This window comes from Microbacterium jejuense (assembly GCF_039544225.1).
Lineage (GTDB): Bacteria > Actinomycetota > Actinomycetes > Actinomycetales > Microbacteriaceae > Microbacterium > Microbacterium jejuense.
In genome coordinates this window covers 30,750-50,454 of record NZ_BAABLG010000006.1, presented here as the reverse complement: position 1 = coordinate 50,454, position 19,705 = coordinate 30,750, and the positions used below count along the sequence as shown (strand labels likewise).

Sequence of the window (19,705 nt, the reverse complement as noted above, 5' to 3'; positions counted from 1 at the left end):
CCCAGGAACGGAGAGACGAATGACGACGGTACGCGCTGCGATCTCGCAGACCACCTGGACGGGCGACAAGCAGTCGATGCTCGACAAGCACGAGGGCTTCGCGAGGGATGCCGCGGCCCAGGGGGCGCAGGTGGTGTGCTTCCAGGAGCTGTTCTACGGCCCGTACTTCGGGATCACGCAGGACAAGAAGTACTACCGCTTCGCGGAGCCGGCGGACGGGCCGATCGTGCAGCGGTTCGCAGCCCTCGCGAAGGAGCTCGGGACCGTCATGGTGCTGCCGATCTACGAAGAGGCCGAGACCGGCGTCTACTACAACACCGCCGTGCTGGTCGATGCCGACGGCACCGTCCTCGGCAAGTACCGCAAGCACCACCTGCCGCACCTCGACCGGTTCTGGGAGAAGTTCTACTTCCGTCCGGGCAACCTCGGCTACCCCGTCTTCGAGACCGCCGTCGGGAGGGTCGGCATGTACATCTGCTACGACCGGCACTTCCCCGAAGGATGGCGCGAACTGGGCCTGAACGACGCGCACATCGTCTTCAACCCGAACGCCACCAAGCCCGGGCTGTCGAACCGGCTGTGGGAGGTCGAGGGCCCGGCTGCCGCCGTCGCCAACGGCTACTTCGTGCTGCAGCCCAACCGCGTCGGCCGCGAGGACAACGAGTACGGCGACCTCGCCGTCGACTTCTACGGCACGAGCCAGGTGATCGACCCGCGCGGGAACTTCGTGGGCGAGCGCGGGTCGGGCGAGCACGAGGAGCTGCTGGTGCGCGACCTCGACCTCGACATGGTGCGCGAGATGCGCGACGACTGGCAGTTCTACCGCGACCGCCGACCCGACTCGTACACGAAGATCGCGCAGGCGTAGAGGGGGCGGGACATGGCAACGACACTCATCACCGGCGGCACCGTCGTCTCGGCGACCGGCCGTGGCGAGGCCGACGTGCTCATCGACGGCGAGACCATCGCGGCCGTGCTGGCGCCCGGCTCGCAGCTTCTCGGAACGGGTGTCGCGGCATCCGTCGACACCGTCATCGACGCCACCGGAAAGTACGTGATCCCCGGCGGGATCGACGCGCACACGCACATGCAGCTGCCGTTCGGCGGCACCGAGGCCTCCGACACGTTCGAGACCGGCACGCGGGCCGCCGCGTGGGGCGGAACCACCTCGATCATCGACTTCGCGGTGCAGCGCTACGGCGAGCGCGTGCAGGACGGACTGGCCGCCTGGCACGAGAAGGCCGCCGGCAACTGCGCGATCGACTACGGGTTCCACCAGATCGTGGGCGGGGTCGACGACGACTCGCTGCAGGCGATGCGCGGGCTCGTCGACGAGGGCATCACGAGCTTCAAGCTGTTCATGGCCTACCCCGGCGTCTTCTACTCCGACGACGCGCAGGTGCTGAGGGCGATGCAGGTGTCGCAGGAGACGGGCCTGCTCACGATGATGCATGCCGAGAACGGCCCGGCGATCGACGTGCTGGCGGCGCAGCTGGCGGATGCCGGCAAGAAGGCGCCGTACTACCACGGCATCGCCCGCGCGTGGCAGATGGAGGAGGAGGCCACGCACCGCGCGATCATGCTGGCCAATCTCACCGGCGCACCGCTGTACGTCGTGCACGTCTCGGCCAAGCAGGCCGTGGACCAGCTCGCGTGGGCCCGCGATCAGGGCTGGAACGTGTTCGGCGAGACGTGTCCGCAGTACCTGTATCTGTCGCTGGAGGAGCAGCTCGGCGGGTTCAGCGAGGAGTGGGGCCAGTTCGAGGGCGCCAAGTGGGTGTGCTCCACGCCGCTGCGCTCGCGGCAGGAGGGCCACCAGCACCACATGTGGCAGGCGCTGCGCACCAACGACATCCAGATGGTGTCGACCGACCACTGCCCGTTCTGCATGAAGGGCCAGAAGGACCTCGGACAGGGCGACTTCCGCGCGATCCCGAACGGCATCGGCTCGGTCGAGCATCGCATGGACCTCATGTACCAGGGCGTCGTGACCGGCAAGATCACGCTGGAGCGCTGGGTCGAGCTCACGAGCACGACCCCGGCGAGGATGTTCGGGCTCTACGGCCGCAAGGGCGTCATCCAGCCGGGGGCCGACGGCGACGTCGTCGTGTACGACCCGAACGGGCACACGTCGATCGGCGTGGGAAAGACCCACCACATGAACATGGACCACTCCGCGTGGGAGGGGTACGAGATCGACGGGCACGTCGACACCGTCATCTCGCGCGGGAAGGTGGTCGTCGACGGCGGCGAGTACCTCGGCGCGAAGGGCGACGGCCGGTTCCTCAAGCGCGGTCTGTCGCAGTACCTCATCTGACCGTCCGCGATCGAAAGGAGCCGGCATGGATTTCGGCGTCGTCCTGCAGACCAATCCGCCCGCGGCCCGCACCGTGCAGCTCGCCACGCTGGCCGAGGCGCATGGGTTCAGCCACGTGTGGACCTTCGACTCGCACCTGCTGTGGGAGGAGCCGTACGTCATCCACTCGGCCATCCTGGGCGCCACCAACCGGGTGGTCGTCGGCCCGTTCGTGACGAACCCGGCGACGCGGGACTGGACGGTCACGGCATCCGTCTTCGCCACGCTCAACGAGATGTACGGCAATCGCACGATCTGCGGCATCGGCCGCGGCGACTCCGCGGTGCGGGTCACCAACGGCGCGCCGGTGACGATGGCCGAGCTGCGCGAGTCGATCCACGTCATCCGCGAGCTCGCCAACTCGCGGGCCGTGGACTACAAGGGGTCGACGCTGCGGTTCCCCTGGAGCCGCGGCTCGGAGCTCGACGTGTGGGTCGCCGCATACGGTCCGATGGCGCTGAAGCTCACCGGCGAGGTCGCCGACGGCTACATCCTGCAGCTCGCGGACCTCGACATCGCGGCCTGGATGATCAAGACGGTGAAGGACGCCGCGGCCGCCGCCGGGCGCGATCCCGACGCCCTCGCGATCTGCGTCGCCGCACCGATGTACATCGGCGACGACTGGGCGCACATGCGGGATCAGTGCCGCTGGTTCGGCGGAATGGTCGGCAACCACGTGGCCGACATCGTCGCGAAGTACGGCCATCACGGCGAGGGCGTCCCGGAGTCGCTGACCGACTACATCGAACGCCGCAGCGGCTACGACTACAACACGCACGGCAGCGCCGACAACGACCACGTCGACTTCGTGCCCGACGACATCGTGGATCGCTTCTGCGTCCTGGGGACGGCATCCGATCACATCGCCAAGCTCGAGGCGCTGCGCGACCTCGGCGTGACGCAGTTCGCCGGCTACCTGCAGCACGACAACAAGGAAGAGACGCTGCGCGTCTACGGCGAGACGGTGATCCCCGCCCTGCAGACCCACCTGACGGCGAAGGCCTGACCCGGTGACGGCGGCGCGCGCATGAGGGCGGTCGGCTGGTCGGCGAGGCGGCAGGGCGAGCTCCGCGGCTGGGTCGCGGCGGCCTGGGGCGCGCTCGGCGTGCTGACGGTGCTCGCACTGTGGGAGCTGTACAAGTTCCTGGGTCCGGCGGAGGGCGTCGTGATCGGCGCCGTGCCGGGTCAGGCCGGAACGGGCGTCATGCTCCTGCCGCGCACCCATGACCGCGCCATGCCGCACGTGTGGGACATGGTGGCACGGCTGTTCGCCCCGACGAGCGGCGGCGCCACCCCGCCGCTGTGGGTGTCGGTCGCCGGCGCCGCGCTCGTGACCCTCGGGATCGCCGCCATCGGCTGGCTCATCGGCGTGATCGTCGGCGCGGCGCTCGGACTCGTCATGCAGCGCTGGCAGCTGCTGGAATGGGGCCTGCTCCCCTGGATCGTCGTCAGCCAGATCGTGCCCCTCATCGCCTTCGCGCCCGTCGTCAACGCGATCGGCAATCAGATCGACCGCGGCGGCGGCACGTGGCCGCAATGGCTGTCGGTCGCGGTGATCGCGTCGTACCTCGCCTTCTTCCCGGTGGCGATCGGCATGCTGCGCGGACTCGCCTCGCCCGACCGCATCCATCTCGACCTCATGCGCAGCTACGCCGCCGGCTACTGGCCGACCCTGGTGCGGCTGCGCCTGCCCGCCGCGGTGCCGCACCTGCTGCCCGCGCTGCGGCTCGCGGCGGCCAACGCCGTGCTCGGCGCGGTGGTCGCCGAGGTGTCCATCGGCATGCGCGGCGGCATCGGGCGCATGCTCATCCAGCTCGCCGGCCAGGCCTCGAGCGATCCTGCCGCGCCCTGGGGGCCGACGTTCGGCTCGATCGCGCTCGGGCTCATCGCCGCCGGCTCCGTCGCCCTGATCGGGCTCGGGCTGGCCAACTACCGCAGAGGAGAGGCGGCATGATGCCGGGCACCCCCGATCAGAGCGAGCGCACGGATGCCGCCACCCCGGCCGCTCCCGTCGTCCCGGCCGTGCGCGGCGCGGGCGTGAGCAAGGTCTTCACGACGAAGACCGGCGACGTGGCCGCGCTCCAGGAGGTCGACCTCGAGGTCGCGGACGGCGAGTTCGTGGCCCTCATCGGGCCATCGGGATGCGGCAAGTCGACGCTGCTGCGCCTGATCGCCGATCTCGATCAGGCGAGCGCGGGCACGCTGGAGATCTTCGGCAAACCCGCCAAGCGCGCCCGCGCCGACCAGGACTACGGCATCGCGTTCCAGCAGGCGGGCCTGCTCCCCTGGCGCACCGTGGGTGCGAACATGGCACTCCCGCTCGAGCTGCACGGCACCGGCAAGGCGGAGCGAGCGACCCGCGTGGCCGAGCTGGCCGAACTGGTCGGCCTCACCGACTTCGTCGATCGATATCCCGACCAGCTGTCGGGTGGCATGCAGCAGCGCGTCGCGATCGCCCGTGCGCTGGCGGCACGACCCAAGCTGCTGCTCATGGACGAGCCGTTCGGCGCGCTCGACGAGATGACGCGGGAGCGGCTGCAGGGCGAGCTCACCCGCATCGCCGCCGAGACGGCGGCGGCCGTCGTGTTCGTGACGCACTCGATCCCCGAGGCGGTGTTCCTGTCGGACCGCGTGGTCGTGATGAGCCCCCGACCGGGGCGCATCACCGAGGTCATCGACGTCGGCCTCGGCGCCGACCGGTCCGAGGCGCTGCGCGAGTCCCCGGAGTTCTTCGACCGCGTCACCGCGGTGCGCGAAGCCCTGCACGGCACGCCCGTCACGAGGGCGAGCGAGTCATGACCGTCCCTACGACGAGCACGCTCCCCGGCCCGAGCCGGCCCGCCGCCCGCGCGGCACCCGGCGAGCGCCGGCTGCCCGGGTGGCTGCGTTGGGTCGCGCCCGTCGTGGTCGGCGCGCTCATCGTCGTCCTGTGGTGGTTCTGGGTCGATGTGCTCGGCACCGCACCGCGCATGCTGCCGAGCCCGTTCGCGATCCTCGAGGAGTTCGTCCGGCGGTGGCCGATCATCGCACAGGACATGACGATCACCGCCACCAATGCCCTCGTCGGTCTCGTGATCGGATCGCTCATCGCGGTGCTGTTCGCCGGGCTCGCCGCCGCGGCGCGGCCGATCGACGGCATGCTCGCGCCGCTGGTGGCCGCCCTCGCCGTCATCCCGATCGTCGCGATCACGCCGATCCTCAACACGATGTTCGGCGCGTCGAGCCAGTTCGGACGACAGGCGGTGGCCACCATCGCGGCGTTCATCCCGGTGTTCGTCAACGTGCTGCGCGGCCTCCGCCAGACCCGGCCCGTGCACCGCGATGTGCTGCGCGCCTCGGCGGCATCGGGCTGGCAGACCTTCCGCTTCCTGACGCTGCCGACCGCGCTCCCGTACCTGCTGACGGGTCTGCGCATCGCGAGCTCACTGGCCGTCATCGCCGCGCTCGTCGCCGAGTACTTCGGCGGACCCGCCGACGGCATCGGCACCGCCATCGCCACCTATGCCAAATCCGGCCGAGCCGCACTCGCGTGGGCGTACGTGCTCGGCGGCATCATCATCGGCCTCGTCTTCTACCTCGTGACCTCGCTCCTGGAGCGACTGGCCACCCGGCGATCCCAGATCTGACGCGACCGGTCGACCGGGCACGCGTGAGGAACAGCATCACACCGACCTCCAGGGGAAAAGCAGCACCACACGAAAGGAACGCAATGACACAGCAGCATTCGCGCGGCCCGGGCATGCGCCGGGGCCTTCTCGCGGCATCCATGTTCACCGTCGCGGCCCTCGCACTCGCCGCCTGTTCCGGATCGCCCGACACGTCCGGCACCGGGGGCGGCAGCGACGACTTCGAGCCCCTCACGTCCCTCAAGCTGCAGCTGCAGTGGCTGCCGCAGGCCCAGTTCGCCGGCTACTACGTCGCGCAGGAGAAGGGCTACTTCGCAGAGGAGGGCTTCGACGACGTCGAGATCATCCCCTCGGGCGGCGACATCGTGCCGCAGGACGCCCTCGTCGACGGCGACGTCGACTTCGCGATCGCCTGGGTGCCCAAGGTGCTCGGCACGCTGGAGGCCACCGGCGTCGAGCTGACCGACATCGCGCAGGTGTTCCAGAAGTCCGGCACCCTGCAGGTGTCGTGGAAGGGCGACGGCATCACTTCGGTCTCGGACTTCGAGGGCAAGCGCATCGGCTCGTGGGGCTTCGGCAACGAGTGGGAGATCTTCGCCGCGATGGCAGCCGAAGGCCTCGACTCCACCACCGTCTCGATCACCACGCAGGACTTCTCGATGAACGCGCTGCTGGACCGCGACGTCGACGCCGCGCAGGCGATGACGTACAACGAGTGGGCGCAGATCCTCGAGGTGAAGAACCCCGACACCGGCGCGCTGTATCAGCCCGAGGACTTCGACGTCGTCTCGTACGAGGACACCGAGGGCGCCATGCTGCAGGACGCGGTGTGGGCCGACACCGAGCGGCTGAAGAACGACCCGGCGTACGCCGACGCGGCCGTGCGGTTCCTCAAGGCCATCACGAAGGGCTGGGTCTACGCGCGTGACAACGCGGAGGAGTCGGCGTCGATCGTCTACGACATCGCCTCGACCGCCGAGGCCGCCTTCCCGGTCGGCCCGGTGCACCAGCAGTGGATGATGAACGAGGTCAACAAGCTCATCTGGACCGGGGCCGACTTCGGTCTCGTCGACAAGGCCGCCTGGGACAAGACCGTCGACGGTGCCCTCTCGGCCAAGAACCAGGACGACCTCGAGCTCATCACTCAGAAGCCCGCCGACAGCGCGTACTCGAACGAGTACATCCAGAAGGCGCTCGACGAGCTGAAGGACGAGGGGGTCGAGGTGAGCGGCGAGTACACGCCGATCGACGTCGTCCTCACCGAGGGCGGGCAGTAGCCGACCGCGTTTCGTCTCGCTTCGCCCGCTCGACGACCGGTGGTCCGGTCGTTGAGCGGGCGGGGCGGCCCTTGACCCGACGACGCAGAACGGGGAACGTTGCGACATGACCGAAGACCTCGACGCCCTCGCGAAGAAGCTCGACCGCGAGCACGTGTTCCACTCCTGGTCGGCGCAGGCCGGGCTCGACCTCCCCGTCATCGCCGGCGGGTCGGGAACCGTGGTGTGGGACCACGCCGGCCACCGCATGCTCGACTTCTCCAGCCAGCTGGTGAACGTCAACATCGGGCACCAGCATCCCGCCGTCGTCGAGGCGATCCGCGCGCAGGCGGCCGAGCTCGCGACCATCGGCCCCGCGACCGCGAACCTCACTCGCGGGCAGGCCGCGGAGCGCATCCTGTCGCACGCGCCCGAGGGCTTCAACAAGGTCTTCTTCACCAACGGCGGCGCCGACGCGATCGAGAACGCGATCCGCATGGCGAGGCTCCACACCGGCCGCGACACGATCCTGTCGACCTACCGCTCGTACCACGGCAACACCGGGGCGGCCATCGTCGCGACCGGCGACTGGCGGCGTATGCCGAACCAGTTCGCCCGCGGGCACGTGCACTTCTTCGGCCCGTACCTGTACCGCACCGAGTTCTGGGCGACGACGCCCGAAGAGGAGTGCGCACGCGCGCTGCACCACCTCGAGCGCGTCATCCAGTCCGAGGGCCCCGCGACGATCGCGGCGCTGCTGCTGGAGTCGATCCCCGGCACCGCGGGGGTCATCGTCCCGCCGCCCGGCTACCTCGCCGGAGTCCGGGCTCTTGCCGACAAGTACGGTCTGCTGCTGATCCTCGACGAGGTGATGGCGGGCTTCGGGCGCACCGGCCGCTGGTTCGCGTTCGACGGCCATGACGTCGTGCCGGATCTCATCACCTTCGCCAAGGGCGTGAACTCCGGCTACGTGCCCGTCGGCGGCGTGATCATCTCGGCGCCGATCGCGGCGACCTTCGACGACCGCGTCTTCCCAGGCGGGCTCACGTACTCCGGTCATCCGCTGGCCGCGGCATCCATCGTCGCCGCGCTCGATGCGATGCAGAGCGAGGGGATCGTCGAGAACGCCCGTCGTGTGGGAGCGGATGCCATCGGCCCGGGCCTGCGGGAGCTCGAGGCGCGGCATCCGCTCATCGGCGAGGTGCGTGGCGAGGGCGTCTTCTGGGCGCTCGAGCTCGTCGCCGACCGCGAGACGCGCGAGCCCGTCGGCGCCGACGTGGTCGGCCGGCTCAAGAAGGAGCTCGTCAGCCGGGGGCTGCTGCCCTTCACTGCCGACAACCGCATCCACGTCGTCCCGCCCTGCGTCGTCACCGACGCGGAGGTGGAACAGGCCATGGCGATCTACGATGAAGCCCTGACGAGCGTCGAAGGCGACCTCTTCTGACGCGTGCATTCCGCCTCACGAGGGCGGTTCCGAAGGAGGAACACGAATGACCGACACCATCGACCGCACCGAGACCGCGGTCCTGGATCACTGGGTGAACGGCGCGCCGTGGGCCGGGGCATCCGTTCGCTCCGGGCAGGTGTTCGATCCCGCCCTGGGCACCGTGCAGAAGCACGTGCGATTCGCGACGACGGAGGACGTCGGCGCTGTCGTGGATGCCGCCTCGGCCGCGTGGGCGCAGTGGCGCGACGCGTCGATCGCGAAGCGCCAGTCCGTGCTGTTCGCGTTCCGCGAGCTGCTCAACGAGCGCAAGGAGGAGCTCGCCGAGATCCTCACCGCCGAGCACGGCAAGGTGCTCTCGGACGCCCGTGGCGAGATCGCCCGCGGCATGGAGGTCGTCGAGTTCGCGTGCGGCGTCGGCCACCTCACCAAGGGCGCCTACTCCGAGAACGTCTCGACCGGCATCGACGTCTACACGCTGCGGCAGTCGCTGGGCGTCGTAGGCATCATCAGCCCTTTCAACTTCCCGGCCATGGTGCCGCTGTGGTTCTTCTCGATCGCCCTCGCCGCCGGCAACGCGGTCGTGCTGAAACCCTCCGAGAAGGACCCGACGGCGGCCAACTGGCTCGCCGGCCTGCTCACCGAGGCCGGGCTCCCCGACGGCGTCTTCAACGTCGTGCACGGCGACAAAGAGGCGGTGGACGCGCTCCTGGACCACCCCGATGTGCGCGCGATCTCGTTCGTCGGCTCCACGCCGATCGCCAAGTACGTGTACGAGAAGGCCACGAGCGCGGGCAAGCGCGTGCAGGCCCTCGGCGGGGCGAAGAACCACATGCTGGTGCTGCCCGACGCCGATCTCGACCTCGCCGCCGATGCGGCCGTCAACGCCGGCTTCGGCTCGGCGGGCGAGCGCTGCATGGCGATCTCGGTCGTGCTCGCCGTGGACTCGGTCGCCGACGCGTTCGTCGCCAAGGTCGCCGAGCGCATGGGCGGACTGAAGGTCGGCGACGGCCGGCGCGGCACCGACATGGGGCCGCTCATCACCGGCCAGCACCGCGACAAGGTCGCCTCGTACATCGACGTCGCTTCGGCGGACGGTGCGGCGGTCGTCGTCGACGGCCGCGGGATCGAGGTCGACGGCGACGCCAACGGCTTCTGGCTGGGCCCCACCCTCATCGACAACGTGCCGACGTCCTCGTCGGTCTACGGCGACGAGATCTTCGGGCCGGTGCTCTCGGTCGTCCGCGTCTCGGGTTACGAAGAGGGCCTCGGCATCATCAACGCCAGCCGCTACGGCAACGGCACAGCGATCTTCACGAACGACGGCGGCGCCGCGCGGCGCTTCCAGCGCGAGGCGACGGTCGGCATGATCGGCATCAACGTGCCGATCCCGGTCCCGGTGGCCTACCACTCGTTCGGCGGCTGGAAGGCCTCGCTGTTCGGCGATGCGAAGGCGTACGGCCCGCACGGGTTCGACTTCTTCACCGCCGAGAAGGCGGTGACCTCGCGCTGGCTCGACCCGTCGCACGGCGGCATCAACCTGGGCTTCCCCCAGCACGACTGACACGTTTCGTCTCGCTGCGCTCGCTCAACGACCGGTGATCGGTCGTTGAGCGAGGGACGAAGGAGCGAGACGAGACGCCCCGGTTCAGGCCGGCAGCAGCGGGCGGTTCTCGTAGAACGTCTGCAGCACGACCGTCGTGCGGGTGTTCACCGAGGCGGCAGAGCGGATGTCGCGGATCAGGGTCTCGAGGTGCCGCGGCGAGGCGACCCGCACCAGGAGCATGTAGGCCGCGTCGCCGGCGATCGAGTGGCAGGCCTCGATCTCGGTGAGGTGCTCCAGCAGCTCGGGCGCGTTGTCGGGCTGGCCGGGGTCGAGAGGGGTGATCTCGACGAAGGCAGCCAGCGGCTTGCCTACGGCCTCGGCGTCGACGACGGCGCGGTACCCCGAGATCACGCCGCTGCTCTCGAGACGCTTCAGGCGCGCCTGGACGGCAGAGACCGAGAGCCCCGCCTTCTCGGACAGCTGCGCGAGCGTCGCGCGGCCGTCACGCGAGACCTCTTCGATGATCCTCAAGTCGACAGCGTCTTCCACACATGGAAGAATATCAACCAGAGCCGGTTCTCACCGGAATATTTCCTGTCATCGACGGATCGGAGGTTCACATGTCCAGCACCGCTCTTCACACCGCGAAGGCGATCGTCGGCGAACCCGAGGTCGTCGAGGACGCCGCGCACGCCGAGGCGAGCGACGCCTGGCTGCGCCTCAAGGCCGCCGCGACCGCGATCCAGCCTCTGCAGATCAAGGACGGCTCGATCCCGGATGCCGGCGCCCACGCCGTTGCGCACACCTACGTCGCCGAGATCCTGGCAGGCATCCGCGCCCTGGCCCCCGCGTTCCCGCATGACGCCGCCTACCTCGCCGCGTCGGCCCGCGACTTCGAGCGCTGGGCTGACGCCGGGTTCGGCATCCCGGACTTCCTCGACTCGCTGAACGCCTTCCAGCCGCAGCAGCACCGGGTCGACGGCATCCGTCATCTCGTCGTGTTCCCGATGTACACGCAGAACGGATCGACCGATCGCCACGTCGAGGCCGTGCTCGTCGAGGTGATCTGGCCCGAGTTCATCGCACAGCTCGAAGCGGGCGACTACGGCAACAAGCTGTTCGTGTCGCTGCGGTTCGTCGACTTCACGCCCGGCTACGACACGAACTCCGCCGTGCTGTTCCCCGAGACCGTCGCGATGCGCGAGATCCCGGCGTTCACCTGGGGCGCGATCTTCCAGGACCGCGAGGCGGCACGCTTCCGCCGTGTCGTCCGGGCCGCCGCCGAGATCACGAAGCTCGACCTGCCGGAGGCCGCCGCGCGCATGCTCGACGACCAGCAGCTCACCGAGAAGACGTTCGTGATGTGGGACATCATCCACGACCGCACGCACATGCGCGGCGATCTGCCGTTCGATCCGTTCATGATCAAGCAGCGCATGCCGTACTTCCTGTACTCGCTCGAAGAGCTGCGCTGCGACCTCACCGCGTTCCGCGAGAGCGTCGCGATCCAGAAGCGGCTGACGGCGCGCGTCGACGCGGGCGAGCAGCTGGATGCCGCCGAGGCCGAGACCCTCGAGCACGCCGACCTCGTGCAGTACGCCGTGATCTTCGACCGCATCTTCCGGTTCGCGATCACGGGCTCGCGCGTGCGCAACTACGACGGGCTGGGCGGCCAGCTGCTGTTCGCGTGGCTGCACCAGCGCGACGTGCTGCACTGGACCGACACCGCGCTCGCCTTCGACTGGGACGACGTTCCGGCCGCGGTGGTCGCGCTGGGCGACGCGATCGACGAGCTGTACTGGCGATCGATCGACCGGCCCAAGACCGCCCATTGGCTCGCGGCGTACGACCTCGTGCGCGCAACGCTCACGCCCAACCCGGCGTCGGCCTGGGCGCGGGGCCTTCCGGACGAGACCCTCGCGGGGGCTCCGAAGGGATACACGGATGAGGTCATGGACGACGAATTCCCGCTGTCGATGTTCTTCGAAGCACTCGACAAGAAGATGAAGCCCGTCATCGAGTCCACCGCCGGGATCACGGGTGCCAGCACCTGATCTCAGCGGGGCAGCGCCGATCTCCGGCGCTGCGGAGCGGCTCGTGCTCGTCGCGGGGGCGACGAGTGCGAGCGGCCTCGCGGCGGCGCGCGTCCTGCGTGGGGCAGGCGCGCGCGTCGTCGCGGTCGGCCGTGACGCCGAGCGTCTCACTGCGCTCGGCGTCACGGTGCCGGGGGTGCACACCGAGGTGTGCGACCTGACCGACGAAGCCGCCGTGGCGCGGCTCGCCGAACGCGTGCACGCCGCCGAGGGCGCCGTCGACGGCGTGCTGCACCTCGTGGGCGGCTGGCGCGGCGGCGGGGGGCTCGCCGGGCAGACCGACGCCGACTACCGCTTCCTGGAGTCGTCGTTCACCGCCCTGCGCCACGTGAGCCGCGCGTTCGACGCGGACCTGCGGGCCGCCGAGGCTGCGCGATTGGCCGTCGTGTCATCCACCGCGGTCGCCCGTCCGCTCGCCGGCGGCGCCAACTATGCCGCCGTCAAGGCCGCGACCGAGGCGTGGACGCGCGCGGTCGCGCAGGGCTTCGCCAAGGACGCCCGGGATGCCGGAAGACCGCTGTCGGCGGCATCCACCGTCTTCCGCGTCAAGACGCTCGCCGGCCTCGAGGACGCGCTCGCCCGCGCCTACACCGGCCTGTGGGATGCGGATGCCGCATCCGTCAACGACACCGTCATCGACCTCGAAAACTAGGCTGGACCTTCGTGACCACGATCCACGACCCGAACCTGCGCGGCTTCGCCTCTGACAACTACTCCGGCATCCACCCCGAGGTGCTCGCGGCGATCGCCGCCGCCAACGACGGCCACCAGGTCGCCTACGGCGACGACGTCTACACCGAGCGCCTGCAGGAGGTGATGGCCCGCCACTTCGGCGAGGGCGTCGAGGCCTACCCCGTGTTCAACGGCACCGGCGCGAACGTCGTCGGACTGCAGTCGATGCTCCCCCGCTGGGGCGCCGTGGTCGCCGCCGGCACCGCGCACATCAACGTGGACGAGGGCGGTGCGCCCGAGCGGGTCGCCGGCATCAAGCTGCTCACCGTGCCCACCGACGACGGCAAGCTCACCCCCGAGCTCATCGACCGCGAGGCATGGGGCTGGGGCGACGAGCACCGTGCCCAGCCGCTGGTCGTGTCGATCACGCAGTCGACCGAGCTCGGCACGCTGTACACGCCGGATGAGATCACCACGATCGCCGACCACGCGCACGGCCTCGGCATGCACGTCCACATGGACGGCTCGCGCATCTCGAACGCGGCGGCGTCGCTCGGCGTGCCGTTCCGCGCCTTCACGCGCGACGCCGGCGTCGACGTGCTGAGCTTCGGCGGCACCAAGAACGGCGCGATGCTCGGCGAGGCCGTCGTGGTGCTCAACCCCGAGGCGTCGACGGGCCTGAATTTCCTGCGCAAGCTCGACATGCAGCTCGCCTCCAAGATGCGCTTCGTTTCGGCCCAGCTGCTCGCGCTCCTGGAGGGCGACCTGTGGCTGCGCAACGCCTCGCACTCCAACGCCATGGCGCAGCGCCTGCGCTCGGGCATCGAGAAGGGGCTCGCCGGCGGCTCGATCCAGGGCGTCGCGTTCACGCAGCCGACCCAGGCGAACGGCGTGTTCGCCACGCTGCCCGACGGCGTCGCCGACCGGCTGCGGACGTCGTTCCGCTTCTACGACTGGGATGCCGCGAAGAACGAGGTGCGCTGGATGTGCTCGTTCGACACGTCCGAGAACGACATCGACGCCTTCCTCGCCGCGATCGCCCGCGAGACGACCGCGGGCTGACCCTCCGCGGTTCATCCGCGCCGCCCGGTTCGGAGATCGCAGGTACCTCGGAGAGATCCGCTGGATCCGTCCGAGATACGCGATATCTCCGAGCGGAGCGCAAGCCCGCGCATGACAGGACGCGCCTGACCTTGATGCAAGGTCAGGCGCGTCGCGCGTGTGGGGCGCCCGCGGGCGCGCCGGGTCAGTCCTTGACGGCCGCCTCGGGCTCCTCGTCGGCCTCGGTCTCGTCGGCCTCGGCCTCTTCGCCCTCGGCCTCGTCGGCCTCGGCCTCTTCGGCCTCGACCGTGTCTTCAGCCGCGTCGGCGGCATCCACCGGCGACGCGTCTGCGACGTGCTCCTCGACAGCGTCTGCGACGCCGCCCGACGCCGCCACGGCGGCCAGGACGCCCTCGGGACGGATGAGCTCCTTGACCTCGGCCATGAAGCTCATGAGCTGGTGCTGCTGCCAGCGCAGCTGACGGGTGCGGTCCTCGGCGTCGCGCAGCACGGAGTCGGAGTGCGTGGTCACGAGCGACATGATGCGCTCGGCCTTGAGGTGCGCCTGCTCGAGGTGCTCGCGGGCGCGCAGCTGCGCGTCAGCCTCGATCTGCTGCGACTGCGCGCGCATGAGGCGCTCGAAGTCCTCGGCCTTCACCGACACGCGCTGAGCGTGGTCCAGCGACGCCGCGACCTGCTCGTTCGCGTCCTGCGTGATGCGCTCCGCGTGGGCGACGGCCTGGTTGTGCAGCACGAGGAACTCCTGGTGCGCATCATCCTGGCGTCGGGTGAGGGATGCCTCGAACTCGAGTGCGCGCAGACGCAGCTCGCGCACCGCCTCTTCGGCCTCGGAGCGGTCGCGTGCCGTCTCGCGGGCGACTGTCGAGCGCAGCACGGCGGCGCCCTTCTCAGCCTCGGAGCGGATGGCGGCAGCCTCGCGCTCGGCCTGCGACACCTTCTCGGCGGCGTGCGCCGTCTCGCGCTCGATGCGTGCCTCGTGCGCGGTCGACTCGGTGTCGATCTTGAGGCGCACCTGCTGCGCCTCATGCTGGGCCTGCGAGACGATTCCCTCGGCCTCGGCGACCGCGCTCGTGCGGCGATTGGCGATCTCTTCGCGCGCGGCCTCGAGCAGACGGTCGCCCTGGATCGAGGCGTTGCGGATGAGCAGGCTCGCCTGGTCCTCGGCGACGCGCAGCACCTCTTCGAACTTCTGGCGGTTCGGCGACTCGGTGGTCGCGCCGACGAGCTCGTCGGTGAGCGCCTGGATGCGCTGCTCGGCGTCGCCCAGCTTCGTGGTGGCCACCTCGAGCTCGCCGGCGAGACGCTCGGCCTCACCGCCCTCTTCGGCGCGGGCGGCGGCAGCGCGGTCGTCCGCCTGCTTCAGCTCGTCGCGGTGGCGGGCTTCGCTCTCGTCGAGTGCGGACTGCAGCCGGTCGATCTCGTCCTGCCGTGCCGAGATCGTCGCGTCGATCTCGGCCTGGCGGGCGGAGATCGCGGCGTCGATCTCGGCCTCGCGGCGCTCGGCGGCCGCCTGCAGCTCGGCTTCGAGGCGCTCGGCCTTGGCACGGCTCTGCGCGACGGCGGCGCCGGCGCGACGCTGGTGCTGCTTGAGCTGCGCGACCTCGTCCGACGCGGCGCGCACGCGCGCGTCGAGGCCGGCGATCGCGGCATCCACCTCTTCTTTGTCATACCCGCGGAAGGTGGTCGTGAAGCCCGCGCCGAAGGCGGTGGACGACTGTTCGGCGATCAGGCTGTCGAAGGGAGTGTGGTCTTCCGAACTGGAGCTCGAGGCGCCTACGGCGTTGTCGGACATCGTGTGTCTCCGCTTCTTTCGCGATCGCTGTAAAGGTGTTTCGCGGCGTCGGCGAGCGTTCGGCGGAGGCGGTGCAGGCCTCCACCCCGCTCGTGCGTCGGCGACCAGGTCGCCGACGCACGAGCAAGCGAAGACCGCTTCGCCCTCGACGACACCGGGGGGATGTGTCGGCAGGGTGACTGCGCATCGGGTAGCTGAACACTACCCCGCTGCGCTGTGTCTGCGAAACGGGCGTCCTGGTCAGTCGCCGGCGAGCCAGTCGCGGTACGCGTCGAAGGTCGACGGACGCCCCAGGAACGCCTCGACGAGGTCGTTCGCGTCGCGCGTTCCGCCGCGTTCGAGCACCTCGGTGCGGTACCGCAGCGCCGCCTCGGGATCCATGAGTCCGGCGCCGAATCCGCTGAGCAGATCCCGCGCGATCACCAGGCTCCACTGGTAGGTGTAGTAGCAGGCGCCGTATCCGGTGAGGTGCCCGAACCCGGCGTACGGATGCAGGCCGCGCAGCGGCTGGACCGGGCTCGTCACGGAGTAGAGACGCTCGGTCTCGGCCTGCAGATCGGCCGGGCGGTCGACGTGCAGGTGGTACGACACGTTCGCGTGGCCGAGCTGGCGCCGCACCTCCAGCCCGCGCCCGAACGCGTCGGCCGTGCGCATGCGCTCGACGAGGTCGGCCGGGATCGGCTCGCCGTCGGCGTCGACCGCGAACGAGGCCAGGACGCCGGCATCCCACGCCCACTCCTCGAGGAGCTGGCTCGGCGCCTCGACGAAGTCCCACTCGGTCGCCACGCCGCTGAAGCGCGCGAACCGGTGGCGGCCGCCGAGGATGTCGTGCACCAGGTGCCCGAACTCGTGGAAGAACGTCACGACCTGGTCGTGCTCGAGCAGGCCGCGCGAGAAGTTGCACAGCAGCGCCGCCTCGGGCAGCACGCGGCCGGTGACGCCGGGGGCGATGGGGAAGCACGCGGCATGACTGAACTTGCCCTCGCGCGGGTGCAGGTCGAGGTGGATGCGGCCGAGCCGGTCGCCGTCGCGCACGACGTCGTAGGTGCGGACGTCCGGATGCCAGGCGGGCGCATCGACGGGGACGTACTCGATGTCGAAGAGGCGCCCGGTCACGTCGAGCACGCCGGCCGCGACGCGGTCGAACGGCAGGTACGAGCGCACGAGCTGCGCATCGACGTCGTACTGCTCGTTCTTGATCGCACCGAGGATGTGCCAGAAGTCGGCGATGGTCACCTCGTCGGCGTCGGGCACATCGCGGCGCAGTCGTTCGAGCAGCACCGGGTACTCCGCCTCGGCGGCGGGGAGGGATGCCGCATCCAGCCGCTCCAGGAACTCCGCGATCGCCGCACCCGAGCCGATCATGCGCGTCTCGGTCTCGTAGTCGGCCCAGTCCGCGTACCCGAGCAGACGGGCGCGTTCGGCACGCACGTCGAGCATCTCGGCGAGCACGGCGTCGTTCTCGGGCCACGCCAGGTCGTTGTAGGCGCCGACGAGTGCGACCCGGGTCGCACGGTCGGTGGCGTACTCGCGCACGGGCATCAGGTCGGGGTAGTCGGTCGACAGCGTGACCATCCCCTCGTCATCGATCGGATGCACGTCGACGAAGTCCTGCGGCAGCCCGGCGAGCCCCGCGACGGGCACCCGGATCTGCCGCCGACCGTCGCGGACGTTGCGTGAGAACGTCAGCGAGAGCTCGGTGTCGCGATCCGCGAGCTGCCGCACCCGCTCACGGTCGGCATCGGACAGTTCCACTCCCCCGCGGCGGAAGTCGCGCAGCACATGGTGGAGCAGCCGCGCCTGGTCGTCGTCGAGGCGCTCCCCTGCGGCATGCGCGAACCCGCGCCAGAGCTCCCGGTCGAGCAGGCGCGCGGCTGACAGCGATTCGACGGCCTGCACCTGCTGCTCGGCGGCCTCGCGCACATCGGCGTCGGGGTGCGCCTCGCTGACGATGTACGCCTCGTTCATGGCTTCGCGCAGCGCGATCTCGGCGTCGTTCCACAGGTCGAGTCGCTCCGCGGCGCTGAGGCCGGCCTCGCTGCGCAGGCGTCCGTCCACCTCGTGGACGAACGCAATGCGGGCAGCGGGGCGCTCGGTGGCGAAGGCGGTCCACCCGTCGGCGTCGGCGGGGAAGGGAAGGGGTTCGGGGGTCACCCTTGCGAGCCTAGGGGGCCGCCCCGACAGTGGCGAAGATTCCGGGGCGGATGCTCAGCGCAGTGCGCCGACGCTCGCGAGGGCCAGCCGGATGAGCGTGCCGCGGCCGCCTTCCATCTCGTCCGCGAGGGCGTCGGACGACGCCTCTTCGGGTGTCAGCCACGTCACCTCGAGTGCGTCCTGGCGGGGCTCGCAGGTGCCGGTCACGGGCACCACGAACGCGAGGGACACCGCGTGCTGCCGGTCGTCGTGGTACGCGCTGACCCCGGGGAGCGGGAAGTACTCGGCGACCGTGAACGGCGTCGGCTGCGGCGGCAGCAGCGGGAACGCCATGGGCCCGAGGTCGTTCTCGAGGTGGCGGAACAGCGCGTCGCGCACCGTCTCGCCGTACCGCACGCGGCCCGACACGATCGTGCGGCTGATCTCGCCGAGGGGCGAGGCACGCAGCAGCAGGCCGACCGAGGTCACCTGCCCCATGCCGTCGGTGCGCACCGGTACACCCTCGACGTACAGCATCGGCAGCCGACGGCGGGCCTCTTCGAGTTCGATGTCGCTCAGCCAGGCGGGGTTGGAGATGTTGCCGGCGGGCGGGCCGAACGGCTCGTCGCCCGCAGGTTCGGGGTCAGGAGTGCGCACGGACATGCCTCCTGTATACCCCGCGGAGCGCTCCCGCGCCGAGCCCAGCGCCGTGTGCGCGCGGATGGGAGGATGTCGGCATGACGGAAGCGCTCGTGCTCGATGCCGACGCCGTCCTGTGGTCGGCTGATCGTGAGGCCCTCGCGGGGCGGCATCTGCTGCTCCTGCTCCACGGCTACGGAGCCGACGAGCACGACCTCTATCCCCTGCGTGCGTACCTCCCCGAGCAGTTCGCGGTCGCCAGCCTCGCCGCTCCCCTGGTTCCGCCGTGGCCGGCCCCCGGCCGCTCGTGGTACCCGATCGACGGCCTCGACGGACGCGACCCGTCGCACGTGACGCGAGCGGCCGAGGCCGTGATCGCCTGGGCCGACGCACATGCGGCGGGGGCGGCATCCATCGGTCTTCTCGGGTTCTCGCAAGGCGGTGCGGTGTCGCTGCAGGCGCTGCGGCTGCAGCCGCAGCGCTTCGCGTTCGCGGTGAATCTGTCGGGCTACGTCACGCCCGGCGCACTGCCGGGGGATGCCGCGCTCGCCGAGCTGCGTCCGCCCGTGTTCTGGGGACGCGGGACGAACGACGACGTGATCCCGGGGTTCCTCGTCGAGCACACCACCCAGTGGCTCCCCGAGCGCGTCGACCTCAGCGGACGCGTGTACCCAGGCCTCACGCACAGTGTGTCGGAGCCCGAGCTCGCCGACGTGCGCACCTTCCTCGACAAGCGCCTCGACGACCTCGCAGAAGCCGCCGAGGCCTAGTCGCCGTCGACCGGACGCTCTTCGTCACCCGCTGAGGCGGAGCGGCGCTTCGCAGCGGCCGCCCCGAACACGGCGGCGAACGCGGCGCCGAGGCCGAGCCCGAGTGCGATGCCCACGCCGACGTTGCCCAGCGCGACCCCCAGCGAGCTGCCGAGGGCGACGCCGACGCCGATGCCGCCCGCCAGCCCGATGGCGTATGCACGGGCGGCGGGGTGAGGGGCGTCGGGCGGTGTGGGAGCGGTCATGTCGTCAGCCTACGAACGGGCGGAGGCCCCCGTATCCCCCGTGGGACGGAGATTCCGGAGGGGCCGTGGCC

Annotated in this window: 18 protein-coding genes; 13 read left to right on the top strand and 5 right to left on the bottom strand. The window is 70.4% G+C overall.

Going from position 1 to position 19,705, the window contains the following annotated elements; all coding sequences use genetic code 11:
• Positions 1-19 precede the first annotated feature (19 nt).
• From ABEA46_RS12455 to ABEA46_RS12415, 9 genes are all read left to right on the top strand, one after another.
• Complete coding sequence (locus ABEA46_RS12455) at positions 20-868, top strand: nitrilase-related carbon-nitrogen hydrolase (protein ID WP_345544876.1); 849 nt, start codon at positions 20-22, stop codon at positions 866-868.
• 12 nt (positions 869-880) lie between these two features.
• Positions 881-2,317: a dihydropyrimidinase gene (gene hydA / locus ABEA46_RS12450; protein WP_345544875.1), complete on the top strand. Its 1,437-nt coding sequence runs from the start codon at positions 881-883 to the stop codon at positions 2,315-2,317.
• Positions 2,318-2,342: 25 nt separating this feature from the next.
• A complete protein-coding gene (locus ABEA46_RS12445) occupies positions 2,343-3,362 on the top strand; it encodes a TIGR03842 family LLM class F420-dependent oxidoreductase (protein WP_345544874.1) in 1,020 nt (339 codons plus the stop codon).
• A gap of 21 nt (positions 3,363-3,383) precedes the next feature.
• Complete coding sequence (locus ABEA46_RS12440) at positions 3,384-4,310, top strand: ABC transporter permease (RefSeq protein WP_345544873.1); 927 nt, start codon at positions 3,384-3,386, stop codon at positions 4,308-4,310.
• On the top strand, positions 4,307-5,155 hold the full coding sequence (locus ABEA46_RS12435; protein ID WP_345544872.1) for an ABC transporter ATP-binding protein: 849 nt from the start codon (positions 4,307-4,309) through the stop codon (positions 5,153-5,155). Before ABEA46_RS12440 ends, ABEA46_RS12435 begins: the two co-directional genes overlap by 4 nt.
• Positions 5,152-5,982: an ABC transporter permease gene (locus tag ABEA46_RS12430; RefSeq protein ID WP_345544871.1), complete on the top strand. Its 831-nt coding sequence runs from the start codon at positions 5,152-5,154 to the stop codon at positions 5,980-5,982. Before ABEA46_RS12435 ends, ABEA46_RS12430 begins: the two co-directional genes overlap by 4 nt.
• Positions 5,983-6,065: 83 nt before the next feature.
• Positions 6,066-7,259 (top strand): ABC transporter substrate-binding protein, encoded by a 1,194-nt coding sequence (locus ABEA46_RS12425; protein WP_345544870.1) that lies wholly within the window; start codon positions 6,066-6,068, stop codon positions 7,257-7,259.
• A 106-nt stretch (positions 7,260-7,365) separates the two neighbouring features.
• On the top strand, positions 7,366-8,682 hold the full coding sequence (locus ABEA46_RS12420) for an aspartate aminotransferase family protein (RefSeq protein WP_345544869.1): 1,317 nt from the start codon (positions 7,366-7,368) through the stop codon (positions 8,680-8,682).
• Positions 8,683-8,728: 46 nt separating this feature from the next.
• Positions 8,729-10,246 carry a CoA-acylating methylmalonate-semialdehyde dehydrogenase gene (locus tag ABEA46_RS12415; RefSeq protein ID WP_345544868.1) on the top strand — a complete coding sequence of 506 codons (1,518 nt, stop codon included), beginning with the start codon at positions 8,729-8,731 and terminating at the stop codon, positions 10,244-10,246.
• Positions 10,247-10,330: 84 nt separating this feature from the next.
• On the opposite strand, the gene ABEA46_RS12410 is transcribed toward ABEA46_RS12415, so the two are convergent.
• Positions 10,331-10,777, bottom strand: a complete 447-nt coding sequence (locus tag ABEA46_RS12410) for an Lrp/AsnC family transcriptional regulator (RefSeq protein ID WP_345544867.1) — start codon at positions 10,775-10,777, stop codon at positions 10,331-10,333.
• A gap of 71 nt (positions 10,778-10,848) precedes the next feature.
• On the opposite strand from ABEA46_RS12410, the gene ABEA46_RS12405 reads away from it, so the two are divergent.
• From ABEA46_RS12405 to ABEA46_RS12395, 3 genes are read left to right on the top strand one after another with little or no spacing between them, the layout of a single operon-like run.
• On the top strand, positions 10,849-12,282 hold the full coding sequence (locus ABEA46_RS12405; protein WP_345544866.1) for a DUF6421 family protein: 1,434 nt from the start codon (positions 10,849-10,851) through the stop codon (positions 12,280-12,282).
• Positions 12,269-12,973 carry an SDR family NAD(P)-dependent oxidoreductase gene (locus ABEA46_RS12400; RefSeq protein ID WP_345544865.1) on the top strand — a complete coding sequence of 235 codons (705 nt, stop codon included), beginning with the start codon at positions 12,269-12,271 and terminating at the stop codon, positions 12,971-12,973. Before ABEA46_RS12405 ends, ABEA46_RS12400 begins: the two co-directional genes overlap by 14 nt.
• An 11-nt stretch (positions 12,974-12,984) precedes the next feature.
• Positions 12,985-14,055, top strand: coding sequence for a threonine aldolase family protein (locus ABEA46_RS12395; RefSeq protein ID WP_345544864.1), 1,071 nt, complete (start codon positions 12,985-12,987; stop codon positions 14,053-14,055).
• Positions 14,056-14,239: 184 nt separating this feature from the next.
• On the opposite strand, the gene ABEA46_RS12390 is transcribed toward ABEA46_RS12395, so the two are convergent.
• From ABEA46_RS12390 to ABEA46_RS12380, 3 genes are all read right to left on the bottom strand, one after another.
• Positions 14,240-15,847, bottom strand: coding sequence for a coiled-coil domain-containing protein (locus ABEA46_RS12390; RefSeq protein ID WP_345544863.1), 1,608 nt, complete (start codon positions 15,845-15,847; stop codon positions 14,240-14,242).
• Positions 15,848-16,087: 240 nt separating this feature from the next.
• Entirely contained in the window at positions 16,088-18,001 is a 1,914-nt protein-coding gene (locus ABEA46_RS12385) for a M3 family metallopeptidase (protein WP_345544862.1), read from the bottom strand.
• Between the two features lie 54 nt (positions 18,002-18,055).
• Entirely contained in the window at positions 18,056-18,643 is a 588-nt protein-coding gene (locus tag ABEA46_RS12380; protein WP_345544861.1) for an NUDIX hydrolase family protein, read from the bottom strand.
• 74 nt (positions 18,644-18,717) lie between these two features.
• On the opposite strand from ABEA46_RS12380, the gene ABEA46_RS12375 reads away from it, so the two are divergent.
• Complete coding sequence (locus ABEA46_RS12375) at positions 18,718-19,389, top strand: alpha/beta hydrolase (protein ID WP_345544860.1); 672 nt, start codon at positions 18,718-18,720, stop codon at positions 19,387-19,389.
• On the opposite strand, the gene ABEA46_RS12370 is transcribed toward ABEA46_RS12375, so the two are convergent.
• A complete protein-coding gene (locus ABEA46_RS12370; RefSeq protein WP_345544859.1) occupies positions 19,386-19,634 on the bottom strand; it encodes a hypothetical protein in 249 nt (82 codons plus the stop codon). The two genes, ABEA46_RS12375 and ABEA46_RS12370, sit on opposite strands and share 4 nt — an antisense overlap.
• Positions 19,635-19,705: the final 71 nt, after the last annotated feature.